The organism is Nonomuraea sp. NPDC005650, assembly GCF_040605375.1.
Taxonomy (GTDB): Bacteria; Actinomycetota; Actinomycetes; order Streptosporangiales; family Streptosporangiaceae; genus Nonomuraea.
In genome coordinates this window covers 47,385-69,622 of record NZ_JBEXCR010000023.1, presented here as the reverse complement: position 1 = coordinate 69,622, position 22,238 = coordinate 47,385, and the positions used below count along the sequence as shown (strand labels likewise).

The 22,238-nt window shown below is 69.8% G+C and carries 18 protein-coding genes and 1 pseudogene; 11 read left to right on the top strand and 8 right to left on the bottom strand.

All coding sequences use genetic code 11. The annotated features are described in order from the left end of the window. Positions 1–285: 285 nt before the first annotated feature. Positions 286–804, top strand: coding sequence for a WD40 repeat domain-containing protein (locus ABZS69_RS35635; RefSeq protein ID WP_355379794.1), 519 nt, complete (start codon positions 286–288; stop codon positions 802–804). A gap of 377 nt (positions 805–1,181) precedes the next feature. On the opposite strand, the gene ABZS69_RS35630 is transcribed toward ABZS69_RS35635, so the two are convergent. From ABZS69_RS35630 to ABZS69_RS35620, 3 genes are all read right to left on the bottom strand, one after another. Then, entirely contained in the window at positions 1,182–1,382 is a 201-nt protein-coding gene (locus ABZS69_RS35630) for a hypothetical protein (RefSeq protein WP_355379793.1), read from the bottom strand. Positions 1,383–1,631: 249 nt separating this feature from the next. Next, the gene (locus tag ABZS69_RS35625) at positions 1,632–3,149 is read right to left on the bottom strand and encodes an RtcB family protein (RefSeq protein ID WP_355379792.1); all 1,518 of its coding nucleotides are present in this window, start codon (positions 3,147–3,149) and stop codon (positions 1,632–1,634) included. A 1,202-nt stretch (positions 3,150–4,351) separates the two neighbouring features. Further along, a complete protein-coding gene (locus tag ABZS69_RS35620) occupies positions 4,352–4,744 on the bottom strand; it encodes a hypothetical protein (protein WP_355379791.1) in 393 nt (130 codons plus the stop codon). Between the two features lie 562 nt (positions 4,745–5,306). On the opposite strand from ABZS69_RS35620, the gene ABZS69_RS35615 reads away from it, so the two are divergent. The 8 genes and pseudogenes from ABZS69_RS35615 to ABZS69_RS35580 all read left to right on the top strand — a co-directional run bounded on the left by ABZS69_RS35615 (position 5,307) and on the right by ABZS69_RS35580 (position 15,483). Beyond that, the gene (locus ABZS69_RS35615) at positions 5,307–5,732 is read left to right on the top strand and encodes a helix-turn-helix domain-containing protein (protein WP_355379790.1); all 426 of its coding nucleotides are present in this window, start codon (positions 5,307–5,309) and stop codon (positions 5,730–5,732) included. Between the two features lie 6 nt (positions 5,733–5,738). Then, on the top strand, positions 5,739–6,566 hold the full coding sequence (locus ABZS69_RS35610; protein WP_355380005.1) for a tetratricopeptide repeat protein: 828 nt from the start codon (positions 5,739–5,741) through the stop codon (positions 6,564–6,566). A 222-nt stretch (positions 6,567–6,788) separates the two neighbouring features. After that, positions 6,789–7,046, top strand: a complete 258-nt coding sequence (locus ABZS69_RS35605; protein WP_355380003.1) for a hypothetical protein — start codon at positions 6,789–6,791, stop codon at positions 7,044–7,046. Between the two features lie 67 nt (positions 7,047–7,113). Continuing rightward, a pseudogene (locus tag ABZS69_RS35600) lies at positions 7,114–7,365 on the top strand (DUF664 domain-containing protein); the annotation flags it as partial. A 102-nt stretch (positions 7,366–7,467) separates the two neighbouring features. Further along, on the top strand, positions 7,468–9,000 hold the full coding sequence (locus ABZS69_RS35595; protein WP_355379789.1) for a TIGR02677 family protein: 1,533 nt from the start codon (positions 7,468–7,470) through the stop codon (positions 8,998–9,000). Beyond that, positions 8,997–10,148, top strand: coding sequence for a TIGR02678 family protein (locus tag ABZS69_RS35590; protein WP_355379788.1), 1,152 nt, complete (start codon positions 8,997–8,999; stop codon positions 10,146–10,148). The genes ABZS69_RS35595 and ABZS69_RS35590 overlap by 4 nt, the downstream gene beginning before the upstream one ends. Beyond that, a complete protein-coding gene (locus ABZS69_RS35585; protein ID WP_355379787.1) occupies positions 10,148–14,236 on the top strand; it encodes a TIGR02680 family protein in 4,089 nt (1,362 codons plus the stop codon). Before ABZS69_RS35590 ends, ABZS69_RS35585 begins: the two co-directional genes overlap by 1 nt. After that, complete coding sequence (locus ABZS69_RS35580) at positions 14,233–15,483, top strand: TIGR02679 family protein (protein ID WP_355379786.1); 1,251 nt, start codon at positions 14,233–14,235, stop codon at positions 15,481–15,483. Before ABZS69_RS35585 ends, ABZS69_RS35580 begins: the two co-directional genes overlap by 4 nt. Before the next feature lie 223 nt (positions 15,484–15,706). Here the strand turns inward: ABZS69_RS35580 and ABZS69_RS35575 are convergent, their stop codons facing one another. From ABZS69_RS35575 to ABZS69_RS35560, 4 genes are all read right to left on the bottom strand, one after another. Further along, positions 15,707–16,030 carry a hypothetical protein gene (locus ABZS69_RS35575; RefSeq protein ID WP_355379785.1) on the bottom strand — a complete coding sequence of 108 codons (324 nt, stop codon included), beginning with the start codon at positions 16,028–16,030 and terminating at the stop codon, positions 15,707–15,709. Positions 16,031–16,064: 34 nt separating this feature from the next. Next, positions 16,065–16,520: a GNAT family N-acetyltransferase gene (locus ABZS69_RS35570; protein ID WP_355379784.1), complete on the bottom strand. Its 456-nt coding sequence runs from the start codon at positions 16,518–16,520 to the stop codon at positions 16,065–16,067. A gap of 14 nt (positions 16,521–16,534) precedes the next feature. Further along, a complete protein-coding gene (locus ABZS69_RS35565) occupies positions 16,535–18,064 on the bottom strand; it encodes an MFS transporter (protein WP_355379783.1) in 1,530 nt (509 codons plus the stop codon). 137 nt (positions 18,065–18,201) lie between these two features. Continuing rightward, positions 18,202–20,901 carry an AAA family ATPase gene (locus ABZS69_RS35560; RefSeq protein ID WP_355379782.1) on the bottom strand — a complete coding sequence of 900 codons (2,700 nt, stop codon included), beginning with the start codon at positions 20,899–20,901 and terminating at the stop codon, positions 18,202–18,204. 71 nt (positions 20,902–20,972) lie between these two features. On the opposite strand from ABZS69_RS35560, the gene ABZS69_RS35555 reads away from it, so the two are divergent. Next, positions 20,973–21,185 (top strand): hypothetical protein, encoded by a 213-nt coding sequence (locus ABZS69_RS35555; protein ID WP_355379781.1) that lies wholly within the window; start codon positions 20,973–20,975, stop codon positions 21,183–21,185. An 80-nt stretch (positions 21,186–21,265) separates the two neighbouring features. Here the strand turns inward: ABZS69_RS35555 and ABZS69_RS35550 are convergent, their stop codons facing one another. Further along, entirely contained in the window at positions 21,266–21,784 is a 519-nt protein-coding gene (locus ABZS69_RS35550) for a carboxymuconolactone decarboxylase family protein (RefSeq protein ID WP_355379780.1), read from the bottom strand. A gap of 55 nt (positions 21,785–21,839) precedes the next feature. Between ABZS69_RS35550 and ABZS69_RS35545 the strand changes: the two genes are divergently transcribed. Continuing rightward, on the top strand, positions 21,840–22,073 hold the full coding sequence (locus ABZS69_RS35545) for a hypothetical protein (protein ID WP_355379779.1): 234 nt from the start codon (positions 21,840–21,842) through the stop codon (positions 22,071–22,073). Positions 22,074–22,238 lie beyond the last annotated feature (165 nt).

Below are 22,238 nucleotides of genomic sequence, written 5' to 3'. Positions count from 1 at the left end.
TCTGGACTGGCGATGTCGCAGGACGGCACGCGGCGCTGGTCGGTCCGCGGCAGATCGTCGAGATCGATACCGCCACCCTGGAGATCACCCGGCGCATCGACCTCCCGTCGTACCCGTGCCCGACGCGCCTGGCGCGGTCCGGCGAATGGCTGTGGGTGGGCCACGGCTGTGACAGCAACTGGGACGGCGGCGTGGTCGAGCTTGATCTGACGGCGGCGGCACCACAGCCGATCGTGGTCACATCAGAGATTTCCGGTGCTCGGCTGCTCGCTGGTCGTGGGTCAAGTGGGGAATACCAGCCACCTGTTCGTCTATGACGTGAGCGGCACTCCCACCTTGCGCGGCAAGATCGACGGATTCGCATACGACCTCGACAGGCTGGGCGGTCTCGCCGTCACCCCGGACGGGTCCAAATTCTTCTCGGCGGCCTCTGCCGAACGCGGGACCGAACTGTGGGACGCCAACAGCCTGGAGAGAATCCGCTCCTATGCAGGGGAGTCGGCCGCCGAAGGCTCCCCCACGTCCGTCGCGATCAGCCCGGACGGGGCGTACGTGGTGGCCTGGGAGGCTGACGGCGCGGACCTCGTGATGTACGACGCTGTGACGGGGCCGACGATCCACGCGCTCGACAACCTGGCGCTGGCCGGAGGCACAGACCGCCTCGCATTCTCGGGCACGGACGTCTTCGCCGTGAAGACCACCTCCTCCAGACGGCTCCACTTGTGGCGGGTGGAGGACATCACCTTCCCGGCCTCCGCGCTGACGCTGACGCCCCCGTCCGGCGGGGTGGTGAACCATCGGTGACGCCGACGTTCGCTGGAGCACGGCTTCGGCGAAAGTGACGGTCAAGAACACCTCGTCGCTCACGGTGACGGGTCCCTCGGAGTGGCCCGTCGGCGTCATGCTGACGCTCAGCGGCGTGTTGCTGCCCACGCCCCCGCCCTCGGGATGGGGTTACCCGCTCACGGTGAAGCGCACCGTCACCAACGCCAACGGCACCGTCACGACCACACTGCCGGTGGTGCCCGCCCGTAAGAACGGGACGTACAACTTCTCCGACAGACCGGCCGAGACAGGGCACTACACCTACACACCGTCAAGTGGGCGGGAAACGCCGGCTACACACCTGCGAAGGCCGACCACGAGGTGGAGGTCAAGGAGAGCATCGAATAGTCGCGCGCTCATCTCAGGGAGGTCAGGCGGCCACAAAACTCGTCAGTGACACCCTGGAGAATGCGGTTCGCGTGCCCCAGCTCGTCCTCCGTAAGCCCCCAGCTGAGCTCGCCCCTGACCTGGAAGTCGTTGTTCGCCGGCGTCACCTCCAACACCGCCAGGAGGTCGCGCGGCAGTCTGCCGATGACGAACTCTGCGTCTGCCGACAATTGCATCCGTCCATGTCATAGCCCTGCGAGGGCTTCGCATGGTGCGGGGCTCGGATATTCGATTCATGCGCCGGCCTACAGCGTCTCGACATGCCTGCAGATCTTGAGCGTTGTCATCTGAGCAATTGCTCAAAGTAGCTTGAACCACGGAGCTGAAGATCCAGTAGGTTCCGCGAACCCACAGATCGGACGCAGTCGCCGAACATTCGCGCCCCACAGGCCGCCGATACCGTGCGACGGGGAAGGCGGTCAGCCCTTGACCGTGAGGAGCGGGCGCAGCTCGGCCACCGGGTCCGCCACACCTCCCGCGTGCAGGCTCGACACCACGGGTCCGATGTCCTTGTACGCCCATGGAGCTTCCTGCTTGAGATCGCGCCGCCAGGCCGCCATCACGTCCGCGCGGCGCGCCACGGTCGGATCGCGGTGGTCCAGCGGCGTGACCACGCGGAACTCCCGTAGGAACTCGTCGAGTTCCCGGTCGCCGGCCCGTGCGGTGGCGCCGCGCGGGACGCGCCGTCCGGCGCCGTGGCAGGCGCTGGCCAGCGTGCGGGCGTTGCCGTGGCCCCGCAGCAGGTAGCTGGACGCTCCCATGGACCCGGGCACGATCACGGGCTCGCCCCACATCGCGTACGGGCCACCGGCCATCTGCTCGTGACCACCCGCCGGCGTCGCGCCTTTGCGGTGGATGACGCGGTCCTCCTCCTGCCAGAACAGGTTGTGCGGCGCGTCGTAGACCAGCCGCGCCGTCATCTGGCCGCATTCGGCGGCGAGCCCGGCCCGCATGGTGAGGGCGAGGAAGAACCGATTGCCTGAGGCGAAGTTGGCCGCGTTGCCGAACGCGTCCAGGTAGCGGCGCCGGGCGGCGGCCGTGCGCTCGTCCAGCAGGAACGGCAGGATCTGGTTGCGGGGCCGCGACAACCCCGGCGGCCAGGTCTGGCGCAGCCGGTCCAGCGCTGTGGCGTTGGCCTGGTGTCCCAGCGCCAGTGAACCGCTGTGCACCATCAGGACGACCGCGCCCGCTGTCAGGCCCCACGCGTACGCGGCGGCGGGATCGTGGATCCGTGCCACGTACTGCAGTTCGGCGAAGTGGTTGCCGCCGCCGATGCTGCCGATGAGGCTGTCATGGCTGGCGGTCTGGGCGCCGCCCGCGCTGGTGATCCAGTCGGCGAACGCCTCGGCGGTGCCGGTCGGGTGCACCGGAGCGTGCATGTGGTCCAGGCAGTCCTCGGCGTCGGTCGGCTGGTGGCCCTGCCAGGGGGCGTCGCCGGTGAGCAAGAGCCCCGGGAGCCCGTCGCGCAGGAGTGCCTCCCGCTGGGCGGGGGTGAGGGCGATGCGGCGGCCGCCCTCGAAGAACAAGTGCCGCAGCCGCCGTTCCAGGGCGTCCAGGCGCGGCCGTACCTGCTCCACGGTGAGTGAGGTGACCTCCAGCCGCATGCCGCAGTTGACGTCGTTGCCGACCGCCTGCGGGAGCAGCGCGCCCTCGGTCTCGATGACCGTGCCGATCGGGATGCCCGCGCCTTTGTGGAAGTCGGGGGTGAGGACGAGGCGGACCAGGCGGGGCGGCGGGCCGTCGTGGCCGGGTACGGCCTCGGCGAGGAGGGCGAGGGTGTCGGCGGTCTCCAGGACGGACATCACTTCGTCGACGGCGGCCGGTTCGAGCGGCACACGTTCGTCGGCGCAGATGTCGACGGGGACGTCCCAAGGGTTCGGGAGGGTGAGCCACTGCTCGTCGCGGCGCACGAGACGGCGGTCCTGACGGGTACGCATGATGGTGAAGTCCTTCGGGCTGCTGAAAAGCGATGCAAGAGCGGGTGCGGTCGAAAGCGCGCCGAAGAAGGCGACGGACCGGAGCCGCCGCCGTGGTCCTCGTGGTTCAGCAGCCGCGAGGTGAAGGCGTGTCCGACTGTAGTACGGCACGCGCCGCCCACACCACGGATTTACGCCTCCGCCGAAGCGGCGATGCCGGCATGGCAGCGCTGTCCGCCCTCCACCACCTCAGCCCGATCGAATACGAGCAGCAGCCCGACAAATGCTGCTCGCTTGCATGACCGCTGGTGTCCACGTTTTCGGGGTGAGACTCAGCGGCCAGATCCCCACGAAAGGCTACGGATGCGGATCGGACGCCCCAACTCGGCGTCGGACCAGGCGGCGGTGCCACACCAGGAGGGTGCCGGCGTGACCAACTGGTGAGCACGCAGTTTGGACGGCAACGACCGTGCCAGCGCAGGCGCGATCGGCCCAAGTTCGGCTTCGGCGAGCGGCCTGGCACCGCCTGCGATGACTTTTGAGGCAGTACGGGCATCCCCGCCAAGATCTTGTTGCGTGCGGAATGGCGATGATGGCGGGGATGCCGCGTCTCACCCCGGCGACGCTGCCACTGCGGCCAGCGCCGTGATCAAAGCGTGACGACCGGTGCGATCGGCCGGTCACCCACCATTCGCTTGGCATGCGGCCTGCGAGGCGACGCGCTCAATAGCCTGGACGGCGACATCAGGCTGGTCGACAGGATTGATCAATACAGCTAGAGGCGGCATGCCGGGCCGAGTCAGCCTCATTTGAGCACGCCATGCTCAATGCGGGGAACTCTCGGCACAGGCACCGTGTCGGCGTGTCCGCGATCCCGTCGCACAGCACCCCTCTTCCGCACAGGATCGTCCGCCTGCAAGACGGCGCAGAAGTGTTGGTGGTAGCAAATCACAGGAACGGTAAAGTAGGCGTGTCCATGGCCTTCCCTGAAGGGCAGGCAGGATGCCGGCTTCCCTCCGCAGTCGACCTCGCCAACCGTTGAGACCGACGCGCGACTCATCGAGGTGTCGCTTCGCGTAGACCTCTTTGGCCATCCCGACGACGCCATCGCCTTCGGCCTGCATCGCTGCCCACGCCACCTGTCTCGGCGCCTGCAGCAGTTGGTCCAGTTCATCCTCAGAAAATGCCGACTCGTCTGTCACGCCTCGCCATTCTTCGTACGGTCAGCCGCAGTAGACGTCGGTGATGCCCTCGGTGGGATTGTTGCTGCCGACCTGGCCCTGGAGACTGATGCACTTGCCCTTGGCGTATACGCTTACCGGCCCGGCGTAGGTCGTGAAGTTGCCGGCGTCCCTGTCGGAGGCACCGGAGGTGGAGATGGAGACCATCATGTACTGCACTTTGCCAGGGCTGTTGGTGAAGGTCATCGCGCAGTTCCTTCCGGTGGAGGAGTTGTAGTAGACAGCGATATATCCACCCCTAATGGACCAGTTGTCCAGGTGGGTACCGGAACATCCGGCGGCAAAGGCCGGAGCCGACGTGGCCGCCACAAGGCCGCCGCTGAGCGCCAGCGCGGTGGCGAAACAGGCAAATCTCTGGAGCAGTTTGTGTCGCATAGGTACCTATAGCTCCTTTGTGGGTGGTGACACGGTTAATGTGAGCCCGTCGATCCTGTATGACCTGGGCGGTCAGTCCGAGGAATATTCCGGGACGCGTCCAAGGTGACCCTGGCCGGCGGGTTGGGCTTGCTCGGGGTTAGCTATGACGTGCCGTCATGGACCTCTCATGACGAGCGGAGGCCACAGGGCCGCCTAGTGATGAGGGCAGGTTGCGGCTCAGTGCTTAGATGCGGGAGACGCTCAGCCTTCCGTCTTCGTCCACGCTAAGGGAAGCGAACGATGTAAGCGGGTGCCGGACCTGTCCTCGCGATGCGCATCCTGGTACGGACGGCCCCCTCTCCTCGCAGTACGTGCTGATCGAGGGTGTGATGGACAGGCTCCCCTTCCCGTATCCAGGTGTGAGCGTCGCGCTGACGACGGAGCTGTTCAGGTTGCTGCCCATCGGTCCTTCCCAGTGGGGTCCCACAGATTTGCGGCCCGAACCCAACGATGGACGACGACGCTGAAATCGCGTTGAAACGGCGCTGAAAGACCTGCATGCCTACGAGAGGGGAGGGAGATGGTGCGCCCGGCCGGCACCGACGAGGTGGACCGATCCTCGGAGGTGCACCAGCCGAATGGCATGGAGTTCCGCCTGCTGAGGCCCGTCGGGTTCTGGGTGGGTGACGACTTCCTCGGCCCCACTACTCCGCAGCAGCGCTCAGTGCTGGCGATGTTGCGGCTGAACCTAGGCCAGACGGTTCCGCTCGATCGGCTGATGAGGGCAGTCTGGGAGCAGGAGCCGCCGATCTCGGCGCGCAACGCCATTCAGGGGTACGTGTCCAGGCTGCGGCGGTTGCTTGCCCGGCAGCCGGAGACCGAGCTGCCTATCTCGCCGCCGAGACCGGCTGTCCCTCCCCCTGCACGGGTAGACCTGTCGCGCTTTCGCGAGCTGGTGGCCCGCGCGCACGCGAGCGATCCCGCCCAGGCGAGTGACCTGTTTTGACAGGCGCTGGAGGAAGGGTGGCTGAGCACCCTCGAGGAGCGCATCGCGATCGACGTCCGGCTAGGCCGACATCACGAGGCGCTCGCCGAGCTCCTCCTGCTTACCAGCGAGCATCCGCTGCGGAGGAAGACGGCTCGCCGACACGGAAGGCAGTCTCACCGCCGTCATCGATCACAAGGGCCACCCGATGGAGGAGCCGGAGGGCGTGCCCGTCGCGCCCGGCCCGCGGAACTGCCCACCGACCTGGCCTCCCTTCACCGGCCGGACGGCCGAGGTGACCCGTGCATACGGGCCCCTGACCGCGGGCGGATCCGGCGCAGTGCGGATCTGCCAGATCAGCGCTGGGCGCAGTTCTACATGGGACGCCCGGACGACGCCATCAGTTTCCTGCACAGGTCCCGAACCACCTTCCAACGGGCTGAAGGCACCAGCCACGAGGTGGCGTTGCTCGATCACATCGGAGTCGCCTACAGGATCGCGGGTCGCCACGAGGAGGCCATCGCCGACCATCTGCTCGCCCTCGCCCGCGTCGACGGGTCGGGCAACCGCCTGACCTATGGAGCGATGCTCGTACACCTGGGGTTGACCTACCAGCGGGCTGGACACTTCGCAGACGCCATCGCCGTACACACCCGATCGATTGCCATCCTCAGGGAGGCCGGCATCCCTGACTACCTCGGTACCGTGACCGCCGGCGATCATGTGATCGTCCTGGCGGAGCCTCGGATGGCCCTCTGCCGCGACGAACGGGGAACGCCCCTCATCTGCCACATGGGCGCTACCTCTCCGTTGAGCCGGCGGCTCAACGCGGGTAGGCGCCGCCGTCCAGGCTGAGCACCCCGGTTGGTGAGGTAGCCGTAGCGCAGCACCGCCATAGCCAGGTCGGCCACCTCCTCCGTCCGCCCGAACCGCCCACCGGCAGCCCGCCTCGTGGCGCACTCTTCAACGTTGACACGATCTTCCTGAAGCGCCTCTACGTGTTGTTCGTGATGGTGGTTCGCACTCGACACGTGCACATCTTGGGCGTGACGTGGTGCGCGGGTTCCTACTGGAGCACTGCGCCGGGCCGGCGTACCGACCTGGCTCCAGGTGGTGTTCAGCAGCGTGGTGATGGGCGTGTACCACGGCGTGCTCGGCGCTCACGACTCCGTGCAGTACGCGATCTCCTCGGCGGTGCTGTTCGGCCTGGTCTCGGTGATCTTCGTTGTCGGCCGGCGGAGCCTGCCGCCGGGGCTGGTGGCGCACATGATGCGGCCCGGTCGATCGGCCCCCTGTTGCCGGCCGATCAGACCGCGTCCCCACCAGTCAGGTTAGATGCACCTTCAGGTCGATCTTCATCTCGCCCGGCCAGCAGGCGTCGACCTGACCGCGCGGGGTACCAGAACCGCAGGTCCGAACGGACGGAGTATCCTCGGGTGCCAACCTTCTCGGGCTGCTCAAGCATCTGGCGTTCGTCGAACGGTTCTACTTCCTCGGCGAGGACATCGGCGACTGGCGAGCCACCATGCGACCGTCCGTGGAAGACACCATCGACGGCGTGCTCGCCGACTACCGCCCGACATCCTCCGCGAGCAGATCGACGGATCCGCCAGCCGCTGACAAACCCGCCGCCGGCGCGCAGCGCACACCCTGATGCACCGAATCGCCGAACAGTGCGGCGAGGTTCTCCAACTATCTGTGAACATCTGGCACCAATGCGGCCACGGTACTCTCTCCAGTCAGGAAAACTGGCACCATGGTCTTCCCGTCCCAAGAGCATCAGCCTTTCGCTCACCTAAGCGCTCCCAACGCTGCCCTCTATCGGGAGATCCTGCGCGTCTTCGCCCGGGCGAAGGAACGTTTCATCGTGCACCTGCGGCCGGAGGACGTGGCGGCGGAGTTGCGGCGGGACAACGACGATGCGCTCGCGCAAGCCCTGGAGAAGCTGCGGGAGTGGGGCAACCTGCGGGCCGACGCGGACACCGGCAGAGTCACCTCTGTGGAGGATTTCCACCGCAAGCGGTTCCTGTTCCAGCTCACCCCTGCGGGGCAGGCGGCCGAGCAGGCGATCGACTTCTACGAGGAGGCGATCGGGCGGCGTGGGGTGCTGCAGTCGGTGGCTCTGGGCGACATCGCCGAACAACTGCAGGCGCTGGCCCTTCTGGCTCAGGAGCAGGATCCGGACCCGGCCAGGGTTCATCTGCTCCTGCTTTCCCTCGCCGAGCGGTTCTCGTCGCTGGCGGACAACGCCCAGGCGTTCATGGCCTCGCTGCGCCGGGCGATCGATTTCTCCGACGGCGACGTGGCGGGGTTCGTCGCCTACAAGGAGCGGCTGATCGAGTACATCAACCGGTTCATCTCCGACCTGGCCAACTCCGGCGCGCGGATAACGACCCTGCTGGCCCGGCTGGAGACGTGCCGACATGAGGAGCTGCTGAGACTGGCCGCGCGCCGGGAGGCCGCCGACGCGGTGCCCGGCTGGCAGGAAGCCGCGGACGCGTACGGGAGGGCCGAGGAGGCGGCGTACTCCTCGTGGCTGAACCGCTGGCGAGGACTTCGGGACTGGTTCGTCTCCACGGATGTGGGCCGACCGTCACAGGCGCGGTTGCTGCGCCAGGCGGCGATCACGGCGATCAAGCAGCTCATCGACGCGGTCGGGCTGCTCAACGAGCGGAGGTCCGGGCGCTCCGACCGATCCGCGGACTTCCGTGCTCTGGCTCGCTGGTTCGCCGAGGCGCCCGACGAAGCGGCGATGCACCGCTTGTGGCGGGCGGCCTTCGGCTTGACCCCGGCCCGCCACCTGACGGTCACCGCCGCCACCCTGGACGAGTGGCGGGAGGTCGGAGCCGGGACTTCCTGGCAGGACACACCCCCGATCAGGATCTCTCCCCAGCTCCGGCGTACCGGCTCCTACGAGCGGCGCGGCAAGCCCAACAAAGTGGCCGACCGCAGCCAGGCGCGCAGGCTGCTGATGGAGCAGGCCGAGCGGGAGGCGGCCGAGACCGCTGCGGCCCGGGCCCGGCTCCGCACGAACGGGCCGGTGCTGCTTTCGGAGCTGAACGTGCTGGACCTGCGGGCGTTCCGGCTGTTCCTGGGGCTGCTGGGTGACGCGCTGGCGGCCCGGCGGCCCGGGGAGAGGGAAGTGAAGACGGTGACGGGCGACGGCTCGATGGAGGTGCGGCTCACCCTTGTCCCCGATGGCGGCGAGGTCGAGATCCACACCGAGGACGGCGTTTTCACTGGACCTGAGCACGTGGTGGAGATCTCCGATCTTACGGTGGTCCGATGACGCCCGAGGAGGAACTGGCGCAGCGGCGCGCCGCGCTGCGCGCGCTGTTGGCCAGACCACTGCTGACGGCCGAGGACGACGCGGAGGCGCTGGGGCTGGTCCGCCGCCATCTGACCGAGCTGCGCGAGTGGCTCACCCGGGAGACCGGCTGGCGGCTGACGGTGGATTCGGGCACCGCGCGGCTGTTCAAGGGCGTCGCGGACACGTCCGACGCCACCCACCCCGCCAGAGGCAAAGCGGGGGAACCGTACGGCAGGCGCCGCTACGTCCTGTTGTGCCTGGCGCTGGCCGTGTTGGAGCGGGCCGACACGCAGACCACGCTCGGCCGCCTGGCCGAGGAGGTGCTGTCGGCGGCGGCGGAGCCCGAACTGGACTTCCTCTTCACCCTCGACAGCCGTGCCGAGCGGGCCGATCTGGTGACCGTGGTGCGCACGCTGCTCGGCTGGGGCGTGCTGCGCCGAGTCGTGGGTGATGAGGAGGCATATCTGGCCTCGACCGGTGACGTGCTGTACGACGTGCGCAGGCCGGTACTGGCCGCGTTGCTCACCGGCACGCGAGGCCCATCGACGATCATCGTGGAGTCGTTCGAGGAACGGCTGGCCGAGCTCACCACCGAGCCTGTCCCCGACACCGACGACCTGCGCAACCAGGCACTTCGCCGCAAGCTGACCCGCAGGCTGCTGGAGGACCCGGTGATCTACTTCGCCGACTTGGATGAGGCAGAGCGTGCCTACCTGACCTCCCAACGGCACGCGATCACCCGCCGGATCGTGGAAGCCACCGGGTTGGTGGCAGAAGTACGCGCGGAGGGCATCGCGATGGTGGATCCCGACGACGAACTGACCGACGTGCGCATGCCCGAACAGCGCACTGACGGCCACGTGACGCTGCTGGTGGCCGAGCACCTCGCCACCCGCGGGGCATCAAGTTTGGATGATCTGAGGGCATTCGTCCGGCAGGCCGCCCGTGACCATGCGTCGTTCTGGCGCAAGGGCGTGACCGAGCCGGGTGCCGAGGACGGGCTGCTGGCCACGGCCCTGGGCAAGCTCACGGCGCTGCGGCTGGTCCACGTCACGGCGGACGCGGCCGTGGGGCTGCCCGCCATTGCCCGTTACGCGCTGGACGAACCCGTCGTCAAAGGACAGTGATGCCGCCTTCTCCGACCTCCGAGCGCTGGAAGCCGCTGCGTGCCGGACTTGTCGACATGTTCTACTACGATGTGGAGGAGTTCCATTTCCACGACGGCCGCCTGCTGCTGCGCGGCAACAACGGCACGGGCAAGTCCAAGGTGCTGGCCCTGACGCTGCCGTTCCTGCTCGACGGCGAGCTCGCCCCGCACCGGGTCGAACCCGATGGCGACCGGCAGAAGCGCATGGAGTGGAATTTGCTGCTGGGCGGCAAGCACCCGCACCCCGAGCGGCTGGGGTACGCGTGGATGGAGTTCGGCCGCCGCGCCGCCGACGGGAGCGAGGAGTTCCGTACGATCGGCTGCGGACTGAAGGCGGTTAAGGACCGCGGCATCGTTCGGCACTGGTTCTTCGTCACTCCCCAGCGCATCGGCCGCGATCTCCATCTGCTCACCTCCACTGGAGTGGTGCTCACCAGGGAGAAGCTGCGTGAGGCGATCGAGGGCCACGGCATGGTCTACGACCGGGCTGCCGATTACCGCAGGGCGGTGGACGAAGCGCTGTTCGGGCTCGGCGAGCACCGCTACGAGGCGCTGGTGAACCTCCTCATTCAGCTGCGGCAGCCCCAGTTGTCCAAGAAGCCCGACGAGAAGCTCCTGTCGCGGGCCCTCACCGAAGCGCTGCCGCCGCTCAGCCCCACTCTGATCGCCACGGTCGCCGAGGCGTTCCGCGGCCTTGACGAGGAGCGAGACGCGCTGCGCGGGCTGGAGGAGGCGCGTAGGGCGGCGGCCGATTTCCTCGTCCACTACCGCCGGTACGCCGCGATCGCGGCCAAGCGCAAGGCTGCCGTCCCCCGCCTGGCGCAGAGCCGGTACGAGCACCTGGGCCGCGACCTCGGCGAAGCCGAGGCCCGTCACGCGGCCGCGGAGGCGGAGTTGGCCGCGGCCCAGCAGGTGCTGGAGGAGCTGGCAGCCCAGCGGAACCTCCTGGAGGCCCGCAAGGAGGCGCTGCGGCAGAGCCCCGAGATGCGTGACGCCGAGCGGCTCAAACACATGGGAGAGGAAGCCGGCCGGCTGGACTCCCACGCGCGCCGGTGCGAGCAGGAGCGCGACCGCCTCACCGGCGAGACCCAGCGCCGAGAGCAGCGGGCGAGCACCGCTCTCGGCAAGGCCGAGGAAGCGGACCGGGAGCTGGACCAGGCCAGGGAGTCCGCGCTCGCGGCCGCCCGCGCGGCGGAGTTCGAGGTCGGGCACCTCGCCATCATCGACTGGCACGCACTCGGCGAGCCGTTGGAGCAGGCCAGGGCCCGGCGGGAGGCCGAGACGCTGGCGGACCGCCAGGAGCAGGCGATCAACGAGCTGGAGCGGCTCATCGACACCGTTCGGCAAGCTCGGTCCCGGCTCGCCGCGGCCCGTATGGAAGTGGACCGGCTGACCGGCGAGCTGCAGTCCGCCGCCGAGCGCATCGAAGCCGCCGAGCAGGCCACCGGTGCGGCCACGGCCGGGCTGCTCCACGGGTATGCCCTGTACCTGGCCGGCCTGACCGAGCTGCGGCTGGACGACCCTGACGAGGTGCTCACGACGCTGGAGGGCTGGGCCGTCTCGGTCGATGGTCCCAACCCAGCCGCGACGGCGGTCGACGACGCGTCCAGGAACGCCACCGACGCCCTCGGCCGCTTGGGCGCCGAACTGGAGGCGGAGCTGCGCGAAGCGAGGCGGGCCGCCGCATCCCTGACGGAGGAGACGGCTCGGCTGGAGGCGGGCGGTCACGACGCTCCGCCCACCCCGCACATGCGCGCCTCAGACGCCCGGCTCGGCCGTCCTGGCGGCCCGCTGTGGAAGGTGGTGGACTTCGCTGAGGCAGTGCCGGCCGCGCATAGAGCCGGGCTGGAGGCCGCTCTGGAGGCCGCGGGCATCCTGGACGCGTGGGTCACGCCCGACGGGCGGCTGCTTGCCGAGGACGACACCTTCATCATGACCGGCGAGCCGCCGGCCGGGCCGTCGTGCTCCGCCGTCCTGCGTCCTGCCCTCGACCGCGCCGACCCGCAGGCCGCGGCCCTGTCCGACGCCGCCGTCGAGACCGTGCTCAAGAGCATCGCGCTCGGCCAGGGCGGTGGGACGTGGGTGGCCGTGGACGGACGGTGGGCCAACGGCGTGCTGGCAGGCTCATGGCGCAAGAACGACGCCCACTACATCGGCGAGGGCGCGCGAGAAGCGGCGCGGCGTGCCCGGCTGGCGACTCTCCGAGCGGAGCTGGACCATGTCGCCCAGCGGATCCATCGCCTCGGGACCGACCTTGACGCGCTCGCCGCCCGGCGCGAGAGGCTCGCGGCCGAGCATCGGGCGCTGCCTCCGGACGCTCCGCTGCGCGAGGCCCACGTCAAGCTCGCCGCCGAGCACGAACGCCGGCGCGAACTCGACGCCCAGCACACCGCCGCGACAGAGGTGGCGCTCCAGCGGCAGAGCGAGCTGGAGGCCGCCGACAACCGAGCCGCCGAGTTCGCCGGCGACGTCGGCCTGCCTGCCGAGCCTCAGGCCTTGGCCGAGGTCAAGAGCGGAGTCGCCGGCTATCGGCTGGCACTGGCCCGGTTCTGGCCCGCCGAACAGGCGCGGCGAGCCGCGCACGAGGCCGCCCACGAAGCCGCCGACGACCTCGAACGAACCCGGCGCCGGCTCGACGACGCGGCCGAGCCCGCGGTGGCGGCACGCGGCGAGGCGGACGCCGCGGCAGAGACCTACCGCGCACTGGTGGAAACCGCCGGCGCCGCGGTCGAGGAGCTGTTCCGCCGGCTCGACCTGGTGGAGCGAGAACTACGCGTACGCACATCAGCCGAGGGCGAGACCCGCCGCAGGGAACAGGCGGCCCTGCAGGAACGAGGCAAGGCTGAGGGCGTACGCGACGCCCTGGGCAGCCAGATCGACGAGGCGACCACGGCACGCGACACCGCCGTACGGGAGTTCCAGGCGTTCGCCGCCACGGGACTGCTGCACGTCGCGCTCCCCGCTCTGGACGTGCCCGACACGGACGGCCAGTGGGCGGCCACCCCCACGGTGCTTCTGGCCAGGACGGTCAACGCCGAGCTCGACGGCGTGGACGACGGCGACGGCCCCTGGGACCGGGTGCAGAAGAAGGTGGCCGAGGAGCACAAGCTGCTGTCGGACGCCATGGCCAGACACGGGCACTCGGTCGGACTGACCCTGCGGGACGGCGCCATGATCGTGGACGTGCTGTTCCAGGCCCGCAGCAGGGACGTTCCCGGCCTCGCCGAAGCGCTGTCGGAAGAGACCGGGCACAGGGCCCGGCTCCTGTCGGCCAAGGAACGCGAGATCCTGGAGAACCACCTACTCAACGAGGTCGCCGGAACGTTGCACGAACTGATCGCCGCGGCCGAGTCCGAGGTCCGGGAGATGAACACCGAGCTGGAGTCCCGCCCCACCTCTACCGGCATGCGCCTGCGTCTGGTCTGGAAGATCGCCAGGAACGCTCCTGAAGGGCTGGCGCAGGTCCGCGACAAGCTCCGGCAGATGGTGGACGCCTGGTCCGTCGCCGACCGGTCGGCCGTGGGCGCATTCCTTCAGGACAGGATCGCCCGCGAGCACGCCGACAACCCTGCCGCCGGATGGATGGAAGCGCTGACCCGGGCCTTGGACTACCGCGTGTGGCACGAGTTCGCGATCCAGCGGCTGCAGGATGGGCAATGGCGGGCCGCCACCGGACCGGCCTCCGGTGGTGAGAGAGTGCTCGCGGCGTCGGTACCGCTGTTCGCCGCCGCGTCGGCTCACTACAAATCGGCGGGCAACCCGTATGCTCCTCGGCTGGTCGCCCTGGACGAGGCGTTCGCGGGCGTCGACGACGACTCGCGCGCCAAATGCCTGGGCCTGCTGGCCACGTTCGACATGGACGTGGTGATGACGAGCGAGCGCGAATGGGGTTGCTACCCGCAGGTTCCGGGGCTTGCGATCTGCCAGCTGTCCCGTCGAGACGGCGTGGACGCGGTGCTGGTCACCCCGTGGCGTTGGGACGGGCGCGAGCGGCGGCGAGCTGAGCGCCCGGTCACCGCGATGCTGGCCCCCGACGTGGCCGTGGCACAGGACGGCCTGTTCGCATGAGCGTCCAGGATGAGCGGTTGGTACGGCTGCTCGGCGGTGACGAGATCGCCTGGCTGATCGATCGGGCACGCCGCCGCCTGGAACAGGGCAAGTCGCTGACCGGGACGGTGACGCTCACGACCGCGACTTCCGCGCAGCGTCGCGCGGCCGAGGCGCTGCTCGGCCGCCGTTCGGGAGCCGGCTCTTCCCTGTCGGTCTCCTTGGACGAGGTGGACCGCATCCTGCGAGCGGGCGGCGTCACCGCAGGCGGGCTGCGCGAAGCCGTCGCACGACTGCGCGGCCCGATCCGGGACCAGGCCGGAGAGAAGGCCACGCAAGCGGCGGCCTGGGAAGGGGCCTTCGCCAGGCTCGACGCTCTCATCGCCGACCGGCCCGAGCTGTCCGGGTGGCGATCGTGGCTGGAGTCCACCGGCCTGGTCAGAAGGCTCGCCAGCACGGCCGGAGAGGCATGTACCCTGCTCGACCGGCTGAGCACCGTGCTGAAGCGGCTGCCGTCTCCGGGTACGCCCCTCGGCCTGCTCGCCGCCGAGACCTGCGGAGACGCACACGCTCTGGACGAAGGACGCCCGCTGGCGACCCTCGCCGTGTCCGCGGCACGCGCCCTGTCCGATCTGCCGTACGCGGGCGAAGGCGGCGCGGACGCCCGCCGCTCGGCGTGGGCCGCTGTCGGTGTGCACCTCGACGATCTGTCCTCCCTCGTCCTCTGCCTGGGGCTGCCAGGTGACGACCGCTCCCCCACCGGCCGCATGCTGAGCGCCGCCAGAGCGGCGGGCGAACCGTGCGTGCTGACCCTGCGTCAACTCCGCCGCCACGAAGCACGGCTGCGCGCAGACCTGGTCAGGATCTGCGAGAACCCGATCGTGGTCGCCGCAGCGGCCGACGAACTCGGAGCTTCCTGCCCGCCCCTGATATGCGGCGGCGGCTGGCCGTCGGCGGCCGTCTGGCGGCTGCTGGACCTTCTCGCGGCCGGCGGCGCGACGTTCGCCTACCACGGGGACTTCGACTGGGGCGGAATCGCCATCGCCGCCGCGGTCCACGAGCGGATCGGGTTCCTGCCGTGGCGCTTCGATACCGCCTCCTATCAAGCCGTGCCCTCGTCGGCGCCGCTGTCAGGGCAGGTGCGCCCAACCCCCTGGGATCCGGAGCTGGGCATCGCGATGGAGCAACGCGGCGTACGGGTCGAGGAGGAGCTCGTACTTGCCGAGTTGATCGCCGACCTGGCCCTGAAGGCAGGTAGCGAGCCCTAGTGTCTCGAGTGGGGTTTAGCAGGCAGCCCTGCATGAGCAGGGCCAAAGCCAGCCGCAAGCAGATGGAACTTCTGGCCAGCACCGAGGTCTATCTCCGCGAGATCGCGAATGCCGGTTTCGAGGTGTACCGCAACGCATAGGTGAAGATCGGGACAGCTGGGCAATTTGCAGGGCAGGCTCGTCGACCCAGCCGTTCCGCTCGTAGAACCGGCGGGCGCGGCTGTCACCCGGGACGACCGCCAGCCAGGCCCGGCTCATGACCGTTCGCCGTGATTATGCATTCGGCCTCGGCGAGCAGGGCAGTCGCAACGTCGGTGCCGCAGTGCTGCCTGGCGACGTAGACCTGCTCCACCTCGTCCTCAACCGCCATGACGAACCCGGCCACGGCCTCCTCGACGGTGGCAACGACCGTATCGGCGATCCGCTGCTCCACGCGTTCGCTGAACGATTCCGAGGTCCGGGCCGCCGCGAGGGCATCGGGGACGTTGCCTCGGTGCCCGTCGTCCCAGCCCTCGTACCAGATCCTGGCGATCCTGCGCGTCTTCATCTCTCGCGGGACGCATCTGCCCGCTCTGGCTCCTTCACGACTCCGCGGCGGCGCCGGGCTCGACTTGCCACCGGCAGATTATCTTGGAGATCAGGCTGGCGCCGATGCGCTGGTAGAAGCGCTGTGCCGCCACATTCGCCGCGGCGACCTCCCAGCGGATCACCCGGCCGTCCGCAGCCTCGGCAACCGCGGACATCAGCCGCTCCCCCACTCCGTGGCCGCGGTGCCCGTCGGATACGAAGAGGTCGTCCAGCGCGAGATAGTCACCGCCCGACCACAGGCTGACCCGCACGAGCCAGGACACGTAGCCGATCTCCCGCCCGTTCCGCTCCGCGATCAGATAGGTGATCTCGGGGCGCGCGAGCAGCTCTCGCATGCGTTCGACACTCACGCCGACCGTGGACCGCTGGCCCTGATGCGCGGCGAGTTCGCACATCAACGCGTGAACGGTCGCCGCGTCAGCGGCCGTCGCACGACGGATCGACACCATGATGGGTACCTCTCTCAGCCGCTGCGTGGGATGTGACGGAGCTGGAGGAGCGCCAGGATCGCGGCTCCAGCCGCGATGACCGCCGCGACGACGGCCGCCACGTTGAGCCCACCGGCGAACGCCTCACGGGCCGGTGCCAGCACCGCCGCGGCCATGTCGGCCGGGAGCCCCTGGGCCGCCGACACCGCCCCGCCGAGGCTGTCGCGACTGGCCGCGGCCACCTCAGGCGGCAGGCCACTGGGCAGCGCGGTGCCGGTCTGGGCCCGGTAGACGACGGCGCCGATGCTGCCGATGACAGCGATGCCGAGCGAGATGCCCAGGTCGCTGCAGGTGGTGGCCAGCCCGGACGCCGCCCCCGCCTTCTGTGGCGGCACCGAGCCGACCACGAGGTTGGTGGTCAGCGCCATGGACGGCGCGACGGCGGGATAGAGCACCATGAAGCCCGCGACCAGCAGCGGCAGCCCACCCGCGACATCGACCTGGGTGAGCATCAGGTAACCGATCACCTGTACGACCAGCCCGGCCGCGATCAGGTGAGCGGGGCGGATGCGCCGGACCAGGACGGGTGAGAGCGTGGAGGCCACCACCAGCAGGGCCGCCCCCGGCAGCACCCAAAGCCCTGCCCGCAGCGGCGAGAGCCCCTCGACAAGCTGCAGGTACTGAGTGAACAGCAGGTAGATGCCACCGAGTGCGATCGCGGCGAGCAGAAAGACGCCCAGCGCGCCGCTGACCGCGCGGTTGGCGAACAGCCGCACGTCGAGCAGCGGCTCGGGCAGGCGTAGCTGGCGGACGAGGAACCAGGCGCCGAACGCCAGCCCGGCTGCGATCCCGGCCAGTGCGGGCAGGAGCGAGTCCGGCCTGGCCAGTTCTTTGACGCCGTAGACGATCGGCAGCAGGGTCGCCAGCGACAGCAGCACGCTGAACAGGTCCAGGCGGCCGACTGCCGGGTTTCGGGGGTTGGGCAGCAGCAGCGGAGCGCCGATCGCCACAATGGCCATGATGGGCACCGCGACCAGGAAGGCCGCGCGCCAGGAGAACGCCTCCAGCAACGCTCCGCCGATCACCGGGCCGAGACCGGTGCCAACGGAGATGCCGCCCGACCAGACGCCGACCGCGATGCCACGTTGCCGGGGATCGGCGAACGTGCTGAAGATCAGGCCGAGGGTGGCGGGCATCTGGGTGGCTGCGGCGACGCCCAGCAGCGCTCGCCACACGATCATCAAAGCGGGGTCGGAGGCGTTGGCGGCGATCATCGACACGACGGCGAAGACGGCGGCGCCGGAAATCAGCAGCCGACGGTGGCCGATGCGGTCTCCCAGGGTGCCCATGGTGACCAGGAGACCGGCCATCAGGAAGCCGTAGATGTCGATGATCCACAGCGTTTGGGTGCTGCTCGGCTTCAGGTCCGCAGCCAGCTGGGGGATGGCCAGGAACAGGATGGTGAGCATCATGAACAGCAACAGGGCAGGCAGGACCAACACCACCAGCCCCGCCCATTGCCTGAGCCCGGCGCGTCGGCCGTCGTCGATGTCCACGGATGACATGAGGGCGTTCCTTCGGTCGGAAGTGGTCCGGCGGGCATTTCAGACCGCCCGGACGTGATTGCGCCAACGTTAGGAAGGCCTGGGCGATCGCCGAATCAGTGAACTCGCCAGTACTCGCGGATCCGGGCAGGTCCGTGTCAGTTCGAGCGCTCGGCGAGAACCAGCCGCATGAGCCCGGCGCGCGAGGTGACGTCGGCCTTCTGGAACACCTTGCGCAGGTGGTAGTCGACGGTTCGCGGGCTAAGGAAGAGCTGGGCGGCGATCTCCTTGTTCGTCAGTCCTTCGCCGACGGCCAGGGTGATGCGCAGCTCCTGCGGGGTGAGCGTGCTCAAGGCGCCCGTGTCACGGGGCCGCGCCGACTCCCCGGCGGCGCGCAGCTCGCCCAGCACCCGATCCTCCCAGGCGAGCGCGCCGAGGCGGCGGAACGTCTCGGCCGCGGCGCGCAGGTGCTGCCGGGCCTGCGAACGCTGCCGGTTCCTGCGCAGTTGCTCGCCGAGCAGCAGTTGCGTCCTGGCGTGCTCCAGCGAGAAGTCGGATCCGACGCGCAGGCTCTCCGCGAACTGCGCCTCGGCGGCGCCGCCGATGGACAGCAGCGCCCGGCAGCGAGCACCGAGGGCGGCCAGCTCGGGTGAGGCAGTGTGCCGTCTCCACTGGTCGTAGCGCGCCGCGGCAGAGGCGGCCCGGTCGCGCTCGTCGGCACGGACCAGGGCCTCGATGAGGTCGGGGACAACTCCCATGGCCAGGTCGGCGGGCGCGCCGGCGTCCCGGTCGCCGGCCACCTCAAGGTGCCGTACGGCTTCGTGGTACCTGCCGGCGGCCAGCTCGACCAGGCCGAGCGCCCTCCAGGCATAGACGATCGCATCGGGCAGCCTGCGCTCACTCGCCTCGGCCAGCACGCCGGCGGCCAGCTCGGCGGCGTCCGGCCGGCCGCGCATGGCCGCGCACAGGGCGAGCAGCCCACGGTTGCGGCAGGCCGTGCTCGGCTGGCCGACCTCGACGGCGAACTGGTAGCCCTCCTCCGCGTGGGCCTCGGCGAGCCCGAGCCTGCCACGCGCGAGCTCGTCAGCGGCCTGATACTCCAGATTCCACGCCAACGCGCCGAGTGACCCGCCGACACGCGCGAGCTGCCCGGCATCGCGGTACAGGCGCCTGCCCAGCGAGTGGTCACCGAGCCCGCGTGCCACGGCGCCGGCCATGGTCATCAGGATCGGATCGGTGAGCGCATCGAGCGCGGCGCCATCCCATCGCACGGTCGCGGGGTCCTGACCGGCGCGGGCCTGGCCGGCGTGGCGCAGGAGCAGCAGCGCCGCGTCCTCCGGATCGTCCGGCGCCAGCGGAATCCCCTGGAGCCAGCCGGCGAGGTCGGCCCAGACATCAGAGCGGCGGGCGCGGGTGCCGAGGTCGGCGTACATCGCGACGGTCGGGGCGAAACGACGCCGGTCAAGGCGCAGTACGTGCGGAATCCACGGCCGGATGAGGCCCAGCGCGTCCTCGGGAGAGCTGGCGAACTCGGCCACGATGGCCTGCATCACCGCCAGCGGAATGCGGTCCGCTTCGTCCAGGAGGGGTTCGCGCTCGGCGCGGTCGAGCAGCTCCACGGCCCTCGTGGTGAACCCGCCGTGCAGGGCGGCGTGCGCGGCGGTCCACAGCCGCCGTCCCCGGCGCCGGCCGTCCGCGGTGAGCTCGGCCGCACGCGACAGCGCGGCCATGGCCGCGGCCGGGCCACCGCGCGAGGCCACCTGCTCGGCCGAGCGTTCGAGCTGCTCAGCGGCCTGCTCGTCGGGGCCGACCGCGGCCTGCCCAAGGTGCCAGGCACGGCGATGCTGGTCGGCCGGACCGCCGAAAGCCGCGGCGAGAGCGCGGTGGATCGCCACCCGCCGCTCGGCGGTGGCGCTGTGATAGATCGCGGACCGGATCAGCGGGTGCCGGAACACCAGCCGCGTCCCGTCGTAGGACAGCAGCTCGTCGAGCTCGGCGCGGTGCAGCGGGCCGGTGTCCAGGTGCAGCGACGCGGCGGCCCGCTCGAAGCCATCGAGACTGCCCGAGCCGTCAGCGGCGATCAGCTGCAGCAGCGGCAACAATCCGCCGTGCCGCGCCCGGACCTTCGCCAGAAACGCCCGACGCAGCTCGTCATGCAATGTCGGCGGCTCAAGCGTGCCCTCCGGGAGTAACGGCCGGCCGGCAAGCTCGATCAGGGCCAACGGGTTGCCGCCGGTGACGGCCAGCAGGCGGTTCTGCTCGCTCCCGGTCAGCCGTCGCTCGCCGAGCAGGGCCTTGGCCGATTCCCGGTCCAGGCCCATGAGCGGGACGCGGCGCAGGTCGGGCAGATCGGCACCGTGACCTTCGTCGGCCCGTGCGGCGAGCAGCAGCACGACGGGCTCGTCGGTCAGGCGGCGGGCGACGAATGCCAGGGTCTTCAGCGTCGGCTGATCCGCCCAGTGTGCGTCGTCGACGACGCACAGCACCGGCTGGTCGCCGGCCAGCAGGGACAGCACCGACAGGGTCGACAGGGCGACCAGGAACGGATCGGGTGGTGCTCCGTGCGTGCGCCCGAACAGCACGTCCAGGACCTCCGCCTGCGGGCCTGGCAGCCCGTCGACCTGGCCGAGCACGGGCAGCAGGAGCTGGTGCAACGTCGCGTAGGCGAGGTCGGACTCCGGCTCGGCACCGACCGCGCGCAGCACCCGGAAACCGGCGGCCCGTTCCTCGGCGCAGGACAGCAGTACGCTCTTGCCGATGCCGGGCTCGCCCTGCAGGATCACCCCGCCGCCGCGGCCCTGGGCGGCGTGCAGGAGCAACGACTCGAGCAGCCGGAGCTCGTCGTCCCTGCCCAGCACACGCCGAGCGTGAGAAGCGCCGGCACCTGCGAAGACGCGGGCACGAGGCGCCGGAACCGGCGACTTCACCGATGCGGCTACAGCCATGGCTCTCCTACCGCCGAACACCGGACAGCCGCGCGGACAAGGACGAGATCAACGTGACGCGAACAGCGTTGAGCGGTCGCACCGCCATCGTCGCCGGGCCCGGCATCGGGGTCAGCGCCATAGCGGGGGCGCCGTGCGGCAGCGCGGAACACGTCGCCGACGCAGTCGTACGGTTGTGCTCCGACGACAGCCAATGAACCACGCGCGAGACGTGCCACGGACGACACGGCGTTCCCGCGGTTCCTCAGAAGGTGGACGCAGGGCATCGTGCCACCGCTCAGTTCGCTGGTTGCAGGCCGGCCAGGAGGTTGAAGGCCCCGGTCAGCAGATTGAGGGTGACCACGCCGACGATCTCTGCGATAACGCGGTCACTCCAGCCATGTGCCCGGAGATCGGCGACATCCGCATCAGTGATGGAGGACGGCTCCGCCAGCACCCGTACGGCAACGGCGATCAGCGCCGCCTCTCTGGCGTCGGTGGACGTGCCCTGCCGGGCCAGCGCGATGTCGGACTCGCTGAGCCCGACCGCTCGCCCCGCCTCGACGTGCGCCTGCAGGCAGGTGCCACATCCGATCCACTCCTGCACGGCGAGCGAGACCTTCTCGCTGAGGGCACGAGGCAGCTTGACCCGCTTCATGGCACGCGAAAAGTTCAGGTAGCCCTCAAGCAGCGCCGGCGAATGCGCCATGGTGGCGACCATCTCCCCCACGCCGCCTCTCCTGTCGAGGATGTCGTTCAGCAGTTCCTTGGACTTGCCCGGTGCGTCGGCGGGCTCAAGCGGGACGAGACGTCGCATATGTCCTCCTCAAGACTCCCTATGTACTATACCCCCCTACCGTATAATGGGAAGCGTGGAGCGACTGCTGGTTGACCATTTGTCCCACTGGCTCGGCGGCTGGCCCGCGGTGAGCGAGCTGGACGTCATCGGCGCGGACGAGCGAGATCGTCCCGGCTGGGACGGCAAGATTCACCCCGCGATTTACCGTGAACTCCGGGGTGAGCAGTCGGCGCAGCCGCGTGTGCTCGGGCGGGTCCAACCCGATCAGTTGCCCGGCGCGCATCCTGGCCAGCTCATCGGGGTCTAGCGCGTCAGCTCCGCGGAGTGGGGTCAGGGCGCTGCTGAACCGGGCCGGATCCGCAAGCACCCGGCGGACATCCTCGTGGCGGCAGACCAGGTACCCGGGCAGACCCCAGGGCGTCTCCACCAGGACCACGCCCTCGCCGTCGCGGGCCCGGCCCAGTTCCTCGGC